Annotated in this window: 18 protein-coding genes and 1 riboswitch; of the genes, 12 read left to right on the top strand and 6 right to left on the bottom strand. The window is 54.5% G+C overall.

Features of this window, described 5'->3' with window-relative positions:
- The first annotated feature begins 21 nt into the window (after positions 1–21).
- The 7 genes from ACOTXF_RS08180 (at position 22) to ACOTXF_RS08210 (ending at position 6453) form a co-directional block, all read left to right on the top strand.
- Positions 22–939: a DUF6945 domain-containing protein gene (locus ACOTXF_RS08180; RefSeq protein WP_136466619.1), complete on the top strand. Its 918-nt coding sequence runs from the start codon at positions 22–24 to the stop codon at positions 937–939.
- Positions 940–954: 15 nt separating this feature from the next.
- Positions 955–1431 (top strand): hypothetical protein, encoded by a 477-nt coding sequence (locus tag ACOTXF_RS08185; RefSeq protein WP_150319397.1) that lies wholly within the window; start codon positions 955–957, stop codon positions 1429–1431.
- Between the two features lie 114 nt (positions 1432–1545).
- Positions 1546–1926, top strand: a complete 381-nt coding sequence (locus tag ACOTXF_RS08190; protein WP_095450852.1) for a hypothetical protein — start codon at positions 1546–1548, stop codon at positions 1924–1926.
- Positions 1926–4070, top strand: a complete 2145-nt coding sequence (locus ACOTXF_RS08195) for a chemotaxis protein (RefSeq protein ID WP_150319398.1) — start codon at positions 1926–1928, stop codon at positions 4068–4070. Before ACOTXF_RS08190 ends, ACOTXF_RS08195 begins: the two co-directional genes overlap by 1 nt.
- Before the next feature lie 656 nt (positions 4071–4726).
- The gene (locus tag ACOTXF_RS08200; RefSeq protein WP_048961873.1) at positions 4727–5068 is read left to right on the top strand and encodes a hypothetical protein; all 342 of its coding nucleotides are present in this window, start codon (positions 4727–4729) and stop codon (positions 5066–5068) included.
- Between the two features lie 18 nt (positions 5069–5086).
- Entirely contained in the window at positions 5087–6121 is a 1035-nt protein-coding gene (locus ACOTXF_RS08205) for a major capsid protein (protein ID WP_136466613.1), read from the top strand.
- Between the two features lie 119 nt (positions 6122–6240).
- Positions 6241–6453 (top strand): hypothetical protein, encoded by a 213-nt coding sequence (locus ACOTXF_RS08210; protein ID WP_048961871.1) that lies wholly within the window; start codon positions 6241–6243, stop codon positions 6451–6453.
- An 8-nt stretch (positions 6454–6461) separates the two neighbouring features.
- Here ACOTXF_RS08210 and ACOTXF_RS08215 read toward each other — a convergent pair whose 3' ends face one another.
- Positions 6462–7097, bottom strand: a complete 636-nt coding sequence (locus ACOTXF_RS08215) for a hypothetical protein (protein ID WP_223861870.1) — start codon at positions 7095–7097, stop codon at positions 6462–6464.
- 183 nt (positions 7098–7280) lie between these two features.
- A riboswitch (TPP riboswitch) is annotated at positions 7281–7377 on the top strand.
- A 35-nt stretch (positions 7378–7412) separates the two neighbouring features.
- Here ACOTXF_RS08215 and thiM point away from each other — a divergent pair.
- From thiM to ACOTXF_RS08230, 3 genes are read left to right on the top strand one after another with little or no spacing between them, the layout of a single operon-like run.
- A complete protein-coding gene (gene thiM, locus ACOTXF_RS08220) occupies positions 7413–8183 on the top strand; it encodes a hydroxyethylthiazole kinase (protein ID WP_048961869.1) in 771 nt (256 codons plus the stop codon).
- Positions 8180–8980: a bifunctional hydroxymethylpyrimidine kinase/phosphomethylpyrimidine kinase gene (thiD, locus tag ACOTXF_RS08225; RefSeq protein ID WP_047747596.1), complete on the top strand. Its 801-nt coding sequence runs from the start codon at positions 8180–8182 to the stop codon at positions 8978–8980. The genes thiM and thiD overlap by 4 nt, the downstream gene beginning before the upstream one ends.
- 42 nt (positions 8981–9022) lie before the next feature.
- Positions 9023–9769 carry a GntR family transcriptional regulator gene (locus ACOTXF_RS08230; RefSeq protein WP_047747595.1) on the top strand — a complete coding sequence of 249 codons (747 nt, stop codon included), beginning with the start codon at positions 9023–9025 and terminating at the stop codon, positions 9767–9769.
- Here the strand turns inward: ACOTXF_RS08230 and ACOTXF_RS08235 are convergent.
- The 3 genes from ACOTXF_RS08235 to ACOTXF_RS08245 are packed head-to-tail and all read right to left on the bottom strand — an operon-like array spanning position 9743 to position 12971.
- Positions 9743–10696, bottom strand: coding sequence for a PfkB family carbohydrate kinase (locus ACOTXF_RS08235; RefSeq protein ID WP_048961868.1), 954 nt, complete (start codon positions 10694–10696; stop codon positions 9743–9745). The genes ACOTXF_RS08230 and ACOTXF_RS08235 overlap by 27 nt on opposite strands.
- Positions 10693–11697, bottom strand: a complete 1005-nt coding sequence (locus ACOTXF_RS08240) for an ADP-ribosylglycohydrolase family protein (RefSeq protein WP_032675183.1) — start codon at positions 11695–11697, stop codon at positions 10693–10695. The genes ACOTXF_RS08235 and ACOTXF_RS08240 overlap by 4 nt, the downstream gene beginning before the upstream one ends.
- Positions 11694–12971, bottom strand: a complete 1278-nt coding sequence (locus ACOTXF_RS08245; protein ID WP_048961866.1) for a nucleoside permease — start codon at positions 12969–12971, stop codon at positions 11694–11696. The genes ACOTXF_RS08240 and ACOTXF_RS08245 overlap by 4 nt, the downstream gene beginning before the upstream one ends.
- A gap of 250 nt (positions 12972–13221) precedes the next feature.
- Between ACOTXF_RS08245 and fbaB the strand changes: the two genes are divergently transcribed.
- Positions 13222–14274 carry a class I fructose-bisphosphate aldolase gene (gene fbaB, locus ACOTXF_RS08250; RefSeq protein WP_008500869.1) on the top strand — a complete coding sequence of 351 codons (1053 nt, stop codon included), beginning with the start codon at positions 13222–13224 and terminating at the stop codon, positions 14272–14274.
- Positions 14275–14327: 53 nt separating this feature from the next.
- On the opposite strand, the gene yegS is transcribed toward fbaB, so the two are convergent.
- Positions 14328–15227: a lipid kinase YegS gene (gene yegS, locus ACOTXF_RS08255; protein ID WP_021241471.1), complete on the bottom strand. Its 900-nt coding sequence runs from the start codon at positions 15225–15227 to the stop codon at positions 14328–14330.
- A gap of 141 nt (positions 15228–15368) precedes the next feature.
- Between yegS and ACOTXF_RS08260 the strand changes: the two genes are divergently transcribed.
- The gene (locus ACOTXF_RS08260; RefSeq protein WP_048961864.1) at positions 15369–15869 is read left to right on the top strand and encodes a DUF523 domain-containing protein; all 501 of its coding nucleotides are present in this window, start codon (positions 15369–15371) and stop codon (positions 15867–15869) included.
- 161 nt (positions 15870–16030) lie between these two features.
- Here the strand turns inward: ACOTXF_RS08260 and yegQ are convergent, their stop codons facing one another.
- Entirely contained in the window at positions 16031–17392 is a 1362-nt protein-coding gene (yegQ, locus tag ACOTXF_RS08265; protein WP_008500866.1) for a tRNA 5-hydroxyuridine modification protein YegQ, read from the bottom strand.
- Positions 17393–17538 lie beyond the last annotated feature (146 nt).

Here is a 17538-nt window from a genome sequence, read left to right on the forward strand (position 1 = left end):
CGAACCCACAGGGAGAACAACATGAGCCAGAACGGAAACACCAATGAGCGTTTTTACAAGAGCGAGAATCGCCTTTTCCATGCAGACACGGTTACAAATAAATCCACTGGTGAAGTGGTTGAGATTAGTAATTCACTAGAAAAATTATACGCTTATATGCTGAGCCAGTATCGTTTCTGGAGTGGATTAAATCAACAATTTGCTGAGTCGCAGGAGCGTCTAGGGACCGTTGCTCGAATCGGTGACGCCAAGAAGAAAACAAAGCCTCAGATCGATAAGCTGATCGCTCTTGGTCTAGTTGAAATCACTGGAAAGGTCGGGCGTTGCAATATTTACAAAGTGATCGATGTTGATAAGGTTGCTGGAAATCTTGAGTTTTCCTACCCAGAGTGGGCTGGAGAACCAATGTATGACCATGAGAAACGCTTAGGAAAATCTAGTCAACAGCCAAAAAACGAGGAGAAAAAAGGCAATGGCGAGCAGGCACAGCAGCAAGAGCACGAACAGCAATCCCCTGGTGTGGCCTCTGAATCTGCCAAGGATGATCCTCAACAGCGATCTGGCGTTTCACAGTCTGCTGGTGATAGCGGCGATGATGTTTCCGGTAGTGATGAGGTGAAGAAACGGTTCTATGCCGATCTTAATACCCTCAACAACTGGGTAGAAGGCTACGACGATGAAGGATTTATGGCCTATGGTGCGACGTGGGGGATAGAAAAACCTGGTGCGATAACAGATCTGATAAAGAGCCATATCAGAATCATCCAGAGCGATGGTTACAAAGGATCGAGGTCTGCCGCTAACGATACTTCATCCGGTCCTGATGCTTATTACAAACAGCAGCAGGCGCGAAAAGCAGCCGAAGCGAAACAGGCTACTAATACCCCGCAGCAACAAGAGGATGAGCAGCTTGAATTTGATGATGAAAAACCGTTTTAGCAATTGGAGGAATAATTGTGTGAACACGTTTGCGGTGAACTGACCGCCGATGAAGAACAAAAGCTATCCCGCCTGTTCTCCATTCTGGAGAAACCGACATATAAATCCCGATCCAAACCTTCCGATCCGGAAACACAACGCAAAGCACGTTTATTGCTTAATCGTGGATTTTCACCGCATATTGTCGCAAATACCCTAGATCTGCCGTTCGCTGAAGTCTGGCGGCTCGCACGTCAAAAACAAGCGGTGACCTGGGCGATGATGACACCGACAGCCCGGACAGAATTTGTCCGTGAAATGTGGTCACATCGGATGCACCCGGAACAGATCCGCAAGCGTTGCGATGGTCTGTCATACGTCAGCCTGAGATATTACCTGCATAACGCCGGGATCACTGACGCTGAAATGTTGGGTTACTACCCAGACGTGTTCGCGAATATCTGCAAGCTGCCGACAGTGAAGAAGAAGCGCACTAAGCGTAAATCCAAATAATCCCACATCGGGAGCCAATGAACTTTGAAGCAATCCTTTCTTACCTGCCCGTTGTCTGGCTGGCGTATCGCTGCGTCCGTGATGGGCTGATCCTACTTTGGAGACACCATAAAAATGACATTGAACAGCATTAAAAATGCTCTGTTTGCCGCTATGCACGGCATGACACCGGAGGAATACGAACTCCAAAAGGCGCGGGACAATCTGAAGAGCGTCACCGATAACTTTCTGGATCAACATCCGGAGTTGCTCAAATCAGCCTCGTCTGACACCCCCACGGATAAACGGGGCGAAGCCCTCTCGCCAATGCGAGACACCTTTGGTGCTGAACAACGGATTAAAAAATCTTTGGGCGCTGATAGCCGTCCGGCGGTAAGTCATACCGCTGACCATATTGATCCTGAAATGCTTGCGAAAGCTAAAGCAGCGGCTGCTGCACTCGCAAAATCCGATCCTGATCGTTACGGCAATATCATCAAGCAGCAGGGGGTGTGATGAGTGGGACCAATAAGATTGTTACCAGCACCGTTAATGAAATCTCCTGGATCACAGACGATGCCTCATATCAAAAAGCCAAAAAGAAGATAATTTCGCTTAAGGCTGCTCATGAGAAACCAGCTAAAGCGCTTGAGAAGGCCCAGAAGCGGACCGTCCTGAGTGAAGGCAAAGTAGCACTAGCCGCAGCGAAAGCCCAGACAGCGAAGCTACGCCAGGCTGAACAATTGTCAAAACAGCAACAGAAACAAGCTCAGATACAAGCCAAAATGGAGCGGGACGCAATCGCCCACGCCAATAAAATGACCTCATTACAGGCTCGCCAGTTATCTCAGCAGGAGCAGGCAGCTCGTCAATCTGCCAGACTAGCGGCGATATCTGAAAAGGTTAGACAGGCGAGTCGCTCCCGTGCGATGACCTACAACCCTAACATGGGCGGTCAACATTACGATCCCGGTCTTGTTTCTCGCCAGACTGAAGCAATGAACCGTGGTCACGGCGCTGTCGCTGCTGATATCGCAGCCACCAAAAAGGCGATGGCTCTGGAGGAGAAGCGCCAGCGTGAGAAAGAAGCAGGACTTAAGCGTGAGGTGACTTATTATAACAGTTTGCGCCGTAGCGCTCTGACTCTGGCAAACGTGAACGGCGCTGACGTTGCTACCCGGTACAAAGCCATCAGTGCAGCAAAAGAGGCACTTAAAGCCCAGAAAGAAGAGCGCTATACGGTTGAAGAGACCCGCTTCGAAATGGCTCGTATCACCACAGAATTACGCAAGCAGGCCCGCCTGCAACAGCGTATTACCCGTGAGCAGAAAGCCGCTGGCGTTCGTGCTGGTCGTGTACGCACAGAAAGCCGTGGTGGGAGAGCAGGTCTTGCTGCCGCTGGTGTTATTGGTGGTGCGTCCTTAGTAGGTAGTATGGGCGTTTCTCGTGTTGGTCAGACCATTCAGGGAAGCCTTGAGCGTTCTCGCGATGTGAAAAAGCTCCAGCAGTACGGGATCAGCAACCTTGAGTTTGCAGCACTTCAGGATCTATCAATGAGCCGTGTTGGTTACTCACTGAGTGCTGACAAGCTGGCTGACCTCAACAAGGACACAACCGAAAAGGCCGGGGAATTGTTGAACACCGGCTCTTTCAAACGTAACAAGAAAACTGGACAGGTGAATTTCAGCGGCGGTGGCGAGTTCGCAGATATCATCAACAACGTGCTGACCTCCACCAACGGCAACCAGAAGGTAGCACAGAAGGTTATCGGAGAACTCCAAAAACTGCCGTTTCCAGAATTTATCACTTACCTCAAACAGTTGCAGAAAACTTTCAAATGGACGGACAACCAGACCCGGCACCTGGCTGAGGCTGTGAATGATGGTTCGGTCTTCCTCGAAGTGTTCAATGATGAGGGGCAGGGACTTATCCAGCGTATGCATCAACTCGCTTCTGAAGGATGGACCCTATCTGATGCGCAGCAGGCCAACCTTGATAAGCTGGCAGCTTTGGGTGCAGAGTACAACCGAGTACAAACCAGCCTTGCGGATCACTTCTCAGCCTCGTTTGTTGAAGGCCTAGGGCAGTACGCTGCCAATACTGACACTCTACGTCAGAATATGACTGGACTGATCCCAATTTCCGATGCCCTCGGCGTTGCCCTTGGTGAGCTAACCACCAACATTCTCTCCTTCGCTGGTCGAGTCGGTGAAGAACTCAAGAAAGGCGCGACATTGCCGGATGCGGTTTATACGAGCGTGGTAGATGACTCCGCAAATGGTGCTGCTGATTGGATTAAGGAAAATACCGGCTTTGATCCACGTAGCATCGGTCAGACGCTTAAGCAGATTTACCCGTGGCTGGATAGTTCCGCTCCGAGCAATATCGGCTCAGGCACGGCGTATAACGATCCAGCGCTAGCGTTTAATGTTCCTAGCCTGAACTATCTGACACCCCAGCAACCGACGTTTACGGTTCCGACAATTGACAGCATGACGCAGCGACAGCTGATTCCTGTTGCGGTCACTGGCGAAGCTGAGATTAAACTCTCACCGCTTGATATTAACGTGAATGACGGCGCTATTAACGGTCTGATTGATACAAAACTGAGGGACTACGAACAGGCGCAGAACAACCTCATTCTGGGCGTTGCTCAATAAAACATCATAAAATGCCCTCATGATGGGGCCTCATTATCTCAATAGCAAATTTCACGGGAAGTCAATATATTTCCGTCAAATATGCCAAGTATTTGTTGCGAAAGATATTGTTTCGTGGTAAAATAATTACATATCGTGATTATTTGAATCGTATGTTTGTACAGCAATTCCTTCTCCTTACGAAATATAAAGCAGGCTCTGTGACACCGTCAGAGCCTCTTTTCTAAAGTACATCCAATGACCTGCACTCTCACAGAAAGGCTACGCCATAGCCGCTGGGTGTACTCTAGAAAAGAAAGATTCGCCTTTAGTACCCGTGGACGGGTTTAAAACTTTGTTTTAAATCGCGCTGCGATGTCATAGGGCGTACAAAGTCTAGGCCTCCGGTCTGGATTTGCCATTAAATCCGGCTCTCCTCCGGTCATCAGCCATGATGCAAACTGGCTCAGGTGTTCAGCGTTTGAGGCTCCTTACCTCATGGATGGCGCTGATCACCTCCTCATTCCTACCAGTGAAATTCACACCGGGCCTCTCTCCGTCCGGTTTTCTTTTTCATCGGAACAATTCGAAAGGCTGGCCCTGTCGCCGTTTACGGCTCAAGCAGGCGCTGGCCTTTTGTTTACATAGCTATGTGAAATTTAACGGGAGTTAATTATATGAAAATGGGAACAACTGAACGTTCTTACAATGACGTGATCGCGTATGCAGCCGATCCGAATTTTGACCGCAAGACTATTACTGTCGATCTAGCTGTAGAAGTCCAGCCGGGTAGTTGCATTACCAGTGCAGGCGCGGCTTATGTCTCTGGTGATGATTGCCTGCTGGTTCTGAGCCACCACAGGGCAGAAGATGCTGCTCATATCATCGTTGCTGATCGCGGGATTTACATCAAACAAGACACCATCACCGCTGTTATGGGCGCTACCGCTGGCGCTAATGCTATTGCCGCACTCACCAAAACGGGCGCTATCCGTACAAGCGCACCGGACGCAGAATAATAATAAGGAGAAGACAACATGGGACTATCAACCAATTTCAGCTACGCGGATTACACCAACACCTTTGTGAACATGGATGCAAAGAACACTTTGCTGTCCACGCTTAATGTTTTCAGTGATCGTCAGACTTCTGCAAGTCCGAAGGTGAGCCTCGATATCATTGATGAAGTCGCTCAGAAGGTGGCAAGCTCTGTTAATCGTTACGGCTCTGAGTGGTCTAGCATTCCTAAGCGTAGCGCTAGCAATCACCTGATTGAAGCTCCGCTTTATGCTTATCAGGACCGTATTACAGCGGCAGACGTGCAACCATATCGCAAACCAGGCTCCGACCTGCAAATGTCTGTAATGGATGCGGTCACTTCTTCTGCTGTCGCAATGCACGATAAGTACATGCGTACCCGTGAGCGGATTTTTGCTGATGCGCTTTTTCGTAATACCGTCGAAGCGACCTACACCCAGCAGCCGATCATTTCCTGGGAAGATGAATTTGGATACCAACAGGCAACCGGGACAATCAAAACCAACGTTAGCTCTGGTGACCCACTTCGCAGCCTCGATGATGCTGTAACCGCCGCAAAAGTGCGTATGGGGGGCCTTGCTGGTCAGCTTGATGGATTTATCCTGTTTGCAGGTAGCAATGTTTTTCGCGGCATCAAGTATCACCCAGACGTGCGCCAGAATGTTCAGTTCGGTGTGCTTGATCGTGATGTTCTGTTTAACAAAGAAGTGCTTCCTGCGTTCTCAACATTCATTATTGAAAATGTCCGAGTGGTGGAAGTAACGGACCAAAATCTTTATGGAATTGGTCCGGATGAATCCTTCCTAGTTCCACGTTTCAGCCGCCCCCTGTCCTCTGATATTGCTCTACCTTTCGGTTATGTAGCAACGGCTACCAGCCGCAATCTTGATCTGGCATTTGCTGATCCGGTTGATTTCCGTATCTGGAGCGTACAGGACAAGTTTAAGAACGTGGAGCTATTCGCGGAAAGCTCAATCTTGCCTGTGGTGTACCGTCCAGACTTTGTGACCAAACTGGCGAACGACGCAGCTTAACGATCAGTAAGCAGTTATTGGGGACGCATTGTCCCCGCTGCTGGTGAGGCTAACGGTGCGAAGCACTCTCGCTATTGCGAGACACCTTCGGTGCTGGAGGCAAAGGAAAGGAGATACATATGAAATTAGCTTTGATCGGTACTGGCAACATGCCGTTGATGCAGTGGATTTTAGACGGGACCAATGACGATGCGATTGTTAACATGTCCGCTTTGGCCCGTAGGCTCGGCTGTAGTCGTTCCAGCCTACTTGACCGCATTCAAAACCACGGATTCGACAGTGCTATTAGGTACTACCTCAGCGAACAGCGACAACGAAAACTGAAAACATGAGAGCCGGGTTAATCCCGGCTTTTTTTATGTACTTTGCTGAAGTCAAAAAGATTGTCAAATTTAATGATATCTAATTCAGAGATAGCGTGATTAACATCTTTCATCTTTGCGCCATGTTCATCATAAGCGTTACGTATTGCCATGAATTCTTCTGGTGTTATCTGTTCTTTAAGCAAAGCCTGCATGATGAGAGTCATCAGTTTTGAGATGGCTATTTGCGTATTACCAGCAGATCGAAGAAGGGCGTTGAATGGCTCCCAGGAAACCTCTTTAATCAGAACATTATAGTGACGTAACTTGATGAAAGAGCTACCAATGCGAAAGGTATTTTCCGTCATATCTTTCAAGGAGTCTTGAATATGATAATAGCTTTCTTCGTCGGCTCTTTGTCCTGATTTCGCCAGTGTGTCGAGAAAAGTCATAATACGGTTTAAGTCAAAGCGCATACGATTGTAACGGCTTCTGGTGCCATCAATTTCTTCTTTAAGAGCGATTGCTGAATCAATTGCCCGCTCCATTTTTCTCGTCTTCACAATCTCCTGAAGTTTAACCCCTCCGAAGATGACGCCACCAACCACACTCAGCGCTGTTACAGCATTCGAAGCGATAGAGATAACGTTATCCCATGCTTGTAAATCCATCATGACCTCTTTTTTTATGCGGTTGTTGACGACTTAAGAGCATTCTACATGGCACACATTGTGTCACTCAACCTGTCACACATTGCCCAAAAGGGCCACTTTTGCCGTTTACAAGACTTCCCGCTGGCATTACTATCCTGATCAGGGATTAATGAGGAGCATTAATCGCAAGCTTTTGATTTTTATTTATTTGACTCGGGGTGCCCTTCTGCGTGAAGGCTGAGAAATACCCGTATTACCTGATCTGGATAATGCCAGCGTAGGGAAGTCAGATGCCTTCCCGGTCATCGCTTCTTCACGCAAGGCAGGAGCGAACCCATGCAGCCTGACCTGCTCGATTTACACGTTTTACACCACTTCCGAACCCGTTCTCCGCTGACCCACTGTATGACCAATGACGTCGTACAGACCTTTACGGCCAACGTTTTGCTGGCGCTTGGCGCATCCCCGGCGATGGTGATCGAGGCCGAAGAGGCCGAGCAGTTTGCCGCGATAGCCGATGCGCTGCTGGTTAACGTTGGCACGCTGACCGCGCTGCGCGCCCAGTCGATGCGTAGTGCTATTGAAAGTGCGGTAGCGGCAGGCAAACCCTGGACACTGGACCCGGTTGCCGTGGGCGCCCTGGCGTTCCGCACCCGGTTTTGCCATCAAATCCTTGCCCTGAAACCGGCCGCCATTCGCGGCAATGCTTCCGAAATCCTTGCCCTCGCCGGGATGAGCGCGGGCGGGCGCGGCGTCGATACGACCGATACCGCCGCCAGCGCGGTGCCTGCTGCCCAGGCGCTGGCCCGGCAGATCAATACGATTGTGGTGGTCACCGGCGAGGTGGACTACATCACGGACGGGCAACGTACCCGAACGGTAACCGGCGGTGACCCGCTGATGACGCGCGTGGTGGGAACCGGGTGCGCGCTCTCTGCCGTTGTGGCGGCGAGTTGCTCGCTGCCGGGTGACCGGCTGGATAACATCGCCGCCGCCTGCGGATGGATGAAGCGGGCCGGAACGGTGGCCGTTGCGCACTCGCGCGGCCCGGGCAGTTTTGCCAGCGCGTTCCTCGACGCGCTCTACACGCTGGAGGAGCAGGCATGAAGCGGATTAACGCCCTGACCATTGCCGGCACCGATCCCAGCGGCGGCGCGGGTATCCAGGCAGACCTGAAAACCTTCTCGGCGCTGGGCGCGTACGGCTGCTCGGTGATTACCGCGCTGGTGGCGCAAAACACGTGCGGCGTGCAGTCGGTCTACCGCATCGAGCCAGATTTTGTTGCCGCGCAGCTGGATTCGGTGTTCAGCGACGTGCGTATTGATACCACCAAGATCGGCATGCTGGCCGAAACGGACATTGTAGAAGCGGTGGCCGAACGGCTTAAGCGCTATCAGGTGCAAAACGTGGTGCTGGATACCGTCATGCTGGCAAAAAGCGGCGATCCGCTGCTCTCCGCCTCCGCCGTCGAGACGCTGCGCAATAAGCTGCTGCCGCAGGTAGCGCTCATCACGCCCAATCTTCCGGAAGCCGCCGCGCTGCTGGGCGCGCCGCACGCGCAAACTGAACGGGAAATGAAAGAGCAGGGCAATGCGCTGCTGGCGATGGGCTGCGGGGCGGTGCTGATGAAGGGCGGGCATCTTGATGATCCGGAAAGTCCGGACTGGCTCTTCACCCGCGACGGCGAAGTACGCTTTACCGCGCCGCGCGTGCAGACCCAAAATACCCACGGCACGGGCTGTACGCTCTCGGCCGCGCTGGCGGCGCTGCGCCCACGTCATGAAAGCTGGGCCGATACGGTTAGCGAAGCAAAAGCTTGGCTCTCGGCGGCGCTGGCAAAAGCCGATACTCTGGAAGTCGGTCACGGTATTGGGCCGGTACACCATTTTCATGCATGGTGGTAAGCCAGTATACTGGCAGAATACATCACGCCTGAGAAAACAGAGATGGAACAAGCGCATACCCGGTTAATCGCTCAACTGAATGAACGGATCGCCGCGCCCGATAACACGCCGCTGTACCTGAAGTTTGCCGAAACGGTAAAAAACGCGGTGCGCAGCGGGGTGCTGGAGCACGGGAATATTTTGCCCGGCGAGCGCGATCTGAGCCAGTTGACCGGGGTGTCGCGCATTACCGTGCGTAAAGCGATGCAGGCGCTGGAAGAAGAGGGCGTGGTGACGCGCGCCCGTGGCTATGGCACGCAAATCAACAATATCTTCGAATATTCGCTGAAAGAGGCGCGCGGTTTTTCCCAGCAGGTGGTGCTGCGCGGCAAGAAGCCGAATACGCTCTGGGTCAACAAGCGGGTGGTGAAGTGTCCGGAAGAGGTGGCCAACCACCTGTCGATCTCCCCGGACAGCGAGGTCTTTTTGCTCAAGCGCATTCGCTATGTTGAAGACGATGCGGTGTCGATTGAAGAGTCCTGGGTCCCCGTCGGGTTAATTCCCGACCCGGATGCGATTGGCATTTCGCTCTATGACTACTTCCGCAGTCAGAACATCTACCCGCAGCGCACCCGCTCAAGGGTGAGCGCCCGCATGCCCGACAGCGAGTTTCAGGCGCACATTAAGATGGATGAAAAAATACCGGTGCTGGTGATCAAGCAGGTCGCGCTTGACCAGCAGCACCGGCCGATTGAGTACAGCATCAGCTACTGTCGCAGCGATCTATACGTCTTTGTGTGCGAGGAGTAGTGCCTCGCGCGTCGGGGCGCAATCCCCGCCGCGGTGGCTGACCACCCATGACGCCACTGCATTCCCCAGCAGAACGGCATCTGCCAGTGACCATCCCGCAGCCAGCCCGGCCAGCGTGCCGCCCGCGTGGCTGTCGCCTGCACCAATGGTATCCACAACCGTCGCCGGAAACGCCGGAACAACGCCCGAGGCGTCACCGTCATACCACGTAGCACCGTCTTTATCATGGCGCACAATCAGCGCGGCGCCGAAGCGCTGCTGCCACACTTCACCCAGGTTTTCAGCCTCCACACCCAGTCTTTCAGCCGCGAGCCCCGCTTCCTGACGATTGAGCGACACGATTGGCCTGCAGGCCATGATTCTCTCCATCAGCGCATCAGGAACATCCGCGATGCGTGGGCCGAAATCGATAAAGGCCGTCACGTCCTGTAATCCCTCCAGCCAGCCTGTCAGCAGTTCGCCGCACGGCGCGGCCAGCTGGTAGCCGGAGAGATAAACCAGGCTGTTTTGCGGAACGTGAAGCGTATCCAGCCAGCGCTGCTGCCACTGGTTTTCCACGCCGCTAAAGGACATAAAGGTGCGCTCGCCGTCTGGCTCCACCAGCGCCAGGCACCAGCCGTTATCGCCGGTTTCGGCCTCGATGGCGCTGTGCAGATCCTGCTTCGCCATGGCGTTGCGGATAATATCCGCCCACACGCCATGGCCGACGGGAAGGGCATTTTGCGCGGCGATCCCGAGGCGTTTCAGGGCGATGGCAATGTTCAGCGCGCAGCCGCCAATATTTACGCCCTGCTGCTTAAGTTCGATATCGCACCCGCGCCAGGGTAGGGCGTAGGCGTCGGCGATGACGTCAATCACCGCGGCGCCCAGCACCGTCACCGGGCGCGTGGCGTGCAGGTTTTCGAGACGTTGGGCAAATGCATTCATACGCCCTCCCTTTGCTCCCTGAAGTGCAGCAGTTTTTCGCAATAATGGCCGAAGTTGAGCTGGTTGACGGCGTCGAGTTCGGCTTTGAGCGCCGGATCAATCGCCTGCACGCCGTGGAGCGCGCCGCAGATGGCCGTCGCCATGGCGCCAATAGTGTCCGTATCACCGCCCAGATTGGCGCATAAGATGGCGCAGCGGTTCGGGTCGGTTCCTGCCAGTTCCACCATCGCAATGGCCGCCGGAACGGACTCAATGGTGCTGGTTCCCGCGCCAATCAGCTGATAAACCTGCTCGCTGGCGGACTCAATACCGTTGGCTTCCCGTACGGTCTTTAGCGCCAGCTCAATACGTGCCGCCAGCGACGCGCTGAAGGTGGTGGTTTTCATCTCCTGCGCATAGCGGGCGATCCCCGGCAGGGCATCAACGATGTTCTGCCAGCTTTCGCCGTCGATGGCGCGGGAAACCGCCCAGGCCATCACCACCGCGCCGGCAATCGCGAGGTCCGATTTATGGGTCGGGCTGGAGGCCTGCGCCACCTGTTCAACAAAGTGTTCCAGCCGCGTCGCCGGAAGGAGACAGCCCAGCGGGGAGGCGCGCATCGCCGCCCCGTTGGTCACGCCGTTGTTTTCCAGCGCGCTGACCGGCTTCCCGTCACGAATCGCATTAAGCGCGATTTTGGAAGTGGGGCCAAGCACGTTCTTGTTGAACGCGTCGAAATCAAGCGCCCAGTTCAGGATATGCTTGCCGATAACGTCCGCATTAATTTCCCCGTCGCACTCGATAATCGCATCGGCCAGGCACAGCGCCATTGAGGTATCGTCGGTGAACTCGGCCTGCCTGAAATAGCAGGCCGCGTTATTTTCTGCCGGGCCGGGTAAAAAGCGGTCGATCCAGCCGAAGTGCGCCTTGACGCGCTTTCTCGGCCACAGCTCCGACGGCATGCCCATCGCATCCCCTAACGCCTGCCCGTAAAGGGCACCGAGAATACGTTCTTGTTTCATTTAACTTCCCCTTGTGTCAGCGCGGCATCGCCATCAACCACCGCAATTGCAGCGATCTCTTTGTCCGATTCGCGGAAAAACAGCATAAACAGCACGGCAATCACGGCAATCATGATTGCGCCAAATGTCCACATTCCGGCCCAGTTGAAGGTCAGCCCCTTCACCGGCTCTTTGTAGGCGAACATTTTTTCCATCATCACGCCGCCCAGGCGGTAACCCAGCAGGCTACCAAAGCCCTGACAGCAGAGCGTAATCAGGCCCTGCGCGGCGGTGCGCATATGCACCGGCGCTTTTTTATCCACGTAGATATACGCGGTGACGTAGTAGAAGTCGTAGCTCACGCCGTGCAGCAGAATTCCGAGGAACAGCAGGGCGTAGGTGAAGTATTGTTCCGCACCGCCGTAAACGAAGAACCCGTAGCGGATGGCGGCGGTAATCAGACCCAGCAGTAAGACCTTCTTAATACCAAAGCGTTTGGTAAAGAACGGCAGCGCCAGCATAAAGAAGATTTCAGAGAACTGGCCGAGCGTCATCCAGCCGGTGGCGTTTTTCATCCCCACTTCAGTGAGATAGCCGTTGGCGAAAATGTAGTAGAAGGCCAGCGGCATGGCGAACAGGAACGAGCAGAAAAAGAACACGAGGAAGTTTTTGTCGCGCAGCAGGATCAGCGCGTCCAGCCCCAGCATCACTTTGAAGTCCAGCTTGCCGGTACTTTTCGGCGGCGTGTTCGGCAGGAACAGGGCAAAGACGCCGAGCAGGGCGGAGCTGGCGGCCGTCATCAGCAGCGGAATATTGGTATCGGAAATATCGCTATAGCCCAGCATCTGCGGCAGGAAGCCGCACGCCAGACCGGAGGCGATCCAGCCGAGGGTGCCCATCACGCGGATACGAGGGAAGTCGGCCTCGACGTCGTCCACGTTGGCGAAGGCAATGCTGTTGGTCAGCGCGATGGTGGGCATGTAGGTCAGGGAGTAAACCAGCAGCAGCGGGAAGAAGGTGCTGAACTGGGTTTGCTGTGCCGCGAAGTACATCAGAATCGCGCCGGCAAACATCAGCACCGCCAGTACTTTCTGCGCGGCGAAGAAGCGGTCGGTCAGCGAGCCGACCAGAATTGGGGAGAGGATGGCGGCAATGGCGGTACAGGCATAAGACCAGCCAATTTCCCCGGCGGTAAAACCGCTTTTGCTCAGCCACAGCCACAGCGGCACAAACCACGCGCCCCAGATAAACCATTCAACAAACATCATGAATGACAGTTGGACTTTCGTTTTCATTTTTGAATCCTGCATGTCAGAGAGGGTACGCCTTTAACATACCATTCAATAATACCTTTTAAATACCTTTGTGGCGATTGTTTGATCAATGTAACAGTTTTGTTGTACACGAATCGAGCCAGCAGATTGTGCTGAAAAAAATTGCAAAGGGTGGAAAATCTGTTAAGTCGGTACCAGGCTTAGTCTGCCCATAAAAGATGGGACTGGATAAACGCACACCGACATGACGTCGAACCTACGGGAGTATCACATGACTGATATTGCGCAGTTGCTTGGCAAAGACGCCGACAGCCTTTTACAGCATCGTTGTATGACCATTCCAGCCGACCAGCTTTATCTGCCTGGTCATGACTACGTTGACCGCGTGATGGTCGATAATAACCGTCCGCCTGCCGTGCTAAGAAATATGCAGACGCTCTATAACACCGGGCGGCTCGGCGGCACCGGATATCTCTCTATTCTGCCGGTAGACCAGGGCGTTGAGCACTCGGCGGGCGCCTCCTTCGCGGCGAATCCGCTCTATTTCGATCCGAAGAACATTGTTGAGCTGGCGATTGAAGCGGGCTGTAACTGCGTGGCGTCCACCTACGGCGTGCTGGCCTCCGTCTCGCGTCGCTATGCCCACCGCATTCCGTTCCTCGTGAAGCTGAACCACAATGAAACCCTGAGCTACCCCACCGAATATGACCAGACGCTCTATGCCAGCGTCGAGCAGGCGTTCAATATGGGGGCGGTTGCCGTTGGGGCGACCATCTATTTCGGCTCAGAACAGTCTCGTCGTCAAATTGAAGAGATCTCTGCGGCGTTTGAGCGCGCGCACGAGCTGGGTATGGTGACCGTGCTGTGGGCGTACCTGCGCAACTCGGCGTTCAAAAAAGACGGCGTGGATTACCACGTGTCGGCTGACCTGACCGGCCAGGCGAACCATCTGGCGGCGACCATTGGCGCGGATATCGTGAAGCAGAAAATGGCCGAGAATAACGGCGGCTATAAAGCAGTGAACTTTGGTTACACCGATGACCGCGTTTACAGCAAACTGACCAGCGATAACCCGATCGACCTGGTGCGCTACCAGCTGGCGAACTGCTACATGGGCCGCGCAGGGCTGATTAACTCCGGCGGCGCGGCGGGCGGCGATACTGACCTGTCAGACGCGGTGCGTACGGCGGTTATCAACAAACGCGCGGGCGGCATGGGGCTGATCCTTGGCCGTAAGGCGTTTAAGAAATCGATGGCTGACGGCGTGAAGCTGATCAATGCGGTTCAGGACGTTTATCTGGACAGCAAAGTCACGATTGCCTGACCTGAGGGCGAAGCGTAGGCCGGGTAAGGCGTAGCCGCCACCCGGCAATACCATCAGCGCAAAAGCACACAGTCTGGCGGCAACCGACACTGCAGCGCGCCGGGCAACACTTCAATTCGGAACTGCGTCCCGCTGAGCGGTTCCCCGTCGAGGTTAAAGGTCATCCCGTGCGGGGCATTTACCTCAAACCATGCGGATTTCCCGTCAATGATATTCGGACTCTCTTCCGGCTGCGTCAGCGTGGTAAACAGCGCGGGCAGCAGGCCGTCACCCGTGAAAATCCGCAGCTGTAGCTGACCGTCATTGATCAGCGCCTCCGGGCACAGCTGCTGCCCGCCGCCGGCCTGACGACCATTACCGATGCCAATCACCAGCGCGTCGCCCTGCCACTGAAAATCCTCGCCGCGAATTTCGCAGCGGTCAGGCTTGAGGGTATCCATGCGCATCAGACCGTGGATCAGATACGACACGCCGCCCAGCGCCGCCTTGAGTTTTTCCGGCGTTTCGCTGGTGATGCGCGTGCCGAACCCGCCGGTGGCCATATTGATAAAGCAGGTTTTGTCATTCACCTGCGCAATATCTACCGCGGTCGCTTTACCGAGGATCGCCAGCTGAAGCGCTTTCTCTAACGCCTCGGGGATCCCGGCGCTGGTGGCAAAATCATTGGCGGTGCCGAGCGGTAAAATACCCATCACCGGACGGTCTGCCGGGGGCAGGTCGATCAGCGCTGATGCGATCTCATTGATGGTGCCATCGCCGCCGCCGGAAATGATGGTCTCAACGCCAAGCCCGAGGGCTTCATTGATATAACGTGCCGCGTCGCCTTTTTCCCAGGTTACTCTGACGTGGATGCGCGCGCCGTCGTCACGCAAACCCTGAATGGCCTGACGCAGCAGATCGTTGCCCGCACTTTTGCCGTTGAGAATCAATAAACTGTCTGGATAGGTTGCCATCCGCGCTGCTCCCTTTTTTAGCGTTAGTAAGAGTGTATAGCAGAGAGGGAAAAAGCGGGTAAGAACAGGATGAAAGGAACAAAACAGGCACAAAAGCGCGTTACACTTCAGCGATGAGATTAATGTAATCACAGGAAAGTGATGATGAATAAAATTTTGGTAAGCGCTTGCCTGATGGGCTTTAGGGTCCGTTATAACGGAAGTGAAAAAGCGCGAATGAACGAGCCACTCGCTCGCTGGCAACAGGAACAACGTCTGGTTATCCACTGCCCTGAATTGGCTGCCGGGCTGCCTGTACCGCGTCCTCCGGCAGAGATTAAATTCGCTGATGGCAAAGACGTGATGCACGGGCAAGCCAGAATTATGGAAAATACCGGGCAGGACGTGACCGCACATTATCAGCTTGCAGCCTGGCTCGCGCTACGCGCTGCTCAGGCGTCGGGGTGTAGCGCTGCATTGCTAACCGATGGCAGCCCCACGTGCGGCAGTGAGTTTATTTATGACGGATCGTTTCGCGGTATACAGAAAGCGGGGATGGGGGTTGCTGCGTCGTTGCTCGCTGAGAATGGGATCGCCGTGTTCACAGAGAAGCAAATCGACGAACTCATTGCCTGGATTGAGAAGAGAGAAGGCAAAAAATAAGCCCGCGTAAGGGAGATTACGCAGGCTAAGGAGGTGGTTCCTGGTACAGCTAGCATTTATGGGTTATGTTTTTCAGCGGGGGGATAATACCCGTATTGAACGAAGCGGTATGTGATCCGATTCTAAGAATTATCCCAGCGCGAAAAAATTTCCCTGATTGACTATTTGCCGTGTGGGTTTCGGGTGCTTTCACCGTTGAAGTTACGCATCAGCAGCGCGAACTTCAGCTCCACCTCTTCCGGAACCGGCAGCCAGACGGTGTGCCCGTCGCCTGGCGCGACCTCAATCGCTTCGCCTTTGCCGTTTTCCAGATGCTCCAGCGTGAAGTTCATGTTGCCCTGCGGGGTCATCAGCTCCAGGCTGTCGCCTTTGGTGAATTTGTTTTTCACCGCAACGGCCGCCAGCGCGCCTTTGCGCTCGCCGGTGAAGTCACCGACAAACTGCTGGCGCTCGGAAACGGAGTAGCCGTGCTCGTAGTTCTGGTAGTCGTCGTGGGTATGACGGCGCAGGAAGCCTTCGGTATAGCCGCGGTGCGCCAGGCCTTCCAGCGTTTCCAGCAGGCTGGTATCGAACGGTTTACCGGCTGCCGCATCGTCGATGGCTTTACGGTACACCTGTGCGGTACGCGCGCAGTAGTAATAGGATTTGGTGCGCCCTTCAATCTTCAGGGAGTGCACGCCCATCTGGGTCAGGCGCTCAACGTGGGCGATGGCGCGCAGATCCTTCGAGTTCATGATGTAGGTGCCGTGCTCGTCTTCAAAGGCGGTCATGTACTCGCCCGGACGTTTGGCTTCTTCAATCATAAACACGCTGTCGGTTGGCGCGCCGATGCCCAGCGTAGGCTCAACGTTGGTCACCGGGATCGGCTCGTGCTTGTGGACGATGTTGCCGATGTCGTCCTCTTTGCCTTCCTGGACGTTATATTCCCAGCGGCAGGCGTTGGTGCAGGTGCCCTGGTTCGGGTCGCGCTTGTTGATATAGCCGGAGAGCAGGCAGCGGCCGGAGTAGGCCATGCACAGCGCGCCGTGAACGAAGATTTCGATTTCCATATCCGGCACCTGGGTGCGGATCTCTTCGATCTCTTCCAGCGAAAGCTCGCGGGACAGGATGACGCGGGTCAGCCCCATCTGCTTCCAGAATTTCACCGTCGCCCAGTTGACGGCGTTAGCCTGTACGGAGAGGTGGATATCCATCTCCGGGAAGTTCTCCCGAACCAGCATGATTAAACCCGGGTCCGACATGATCAGCGCGTCCGGCCCCATATCCACCACCGGCTTCAGGTCACGGATGAACGTTTTCAGCTTGGCGTTGTGCGGCGCGATGTTGACCACCACGTAGAATTTTTTACCCAGAGCATGCGCTTCGTTGATGCCGAGCTGCAGGTTCTCGTGGTTGAATTCGTTATTACGCACGCGCAGCGAGTAGCGCGGCTGGCCCGCATACACGGCGTCGGCGCCATAGGCGAAAGCGTAACGCATATTTTGCAGCGTTCCCGCCGGGGAAAGGAGTTCCGGTTTAAACATGTTTGTTCTCGTTCTGATGACAGGTCAGATCCGCGTGCACCAGGTGCAGCGGTAAGGGGAGATCCCCCACTTTAAGGGCGGGCATTGTAGCGCTGCGGGGCAGGGAGGTAAAGTTATTGTGCCGGGCGGCGGCTTCGCCTTACCCG

Origin of the sequence: Enterobacter cloacae complex sp. IR53041 (genome assembly GCF_049238285.1) — a bacterium.
Classification (GTDB): domain Bacteria; phylum Pseudomonadota; class Gammaproteobacteria; order Enterobacterales; family Enterobacteriaceae; genus Enterobacter; species Enterobacter roggenkampii.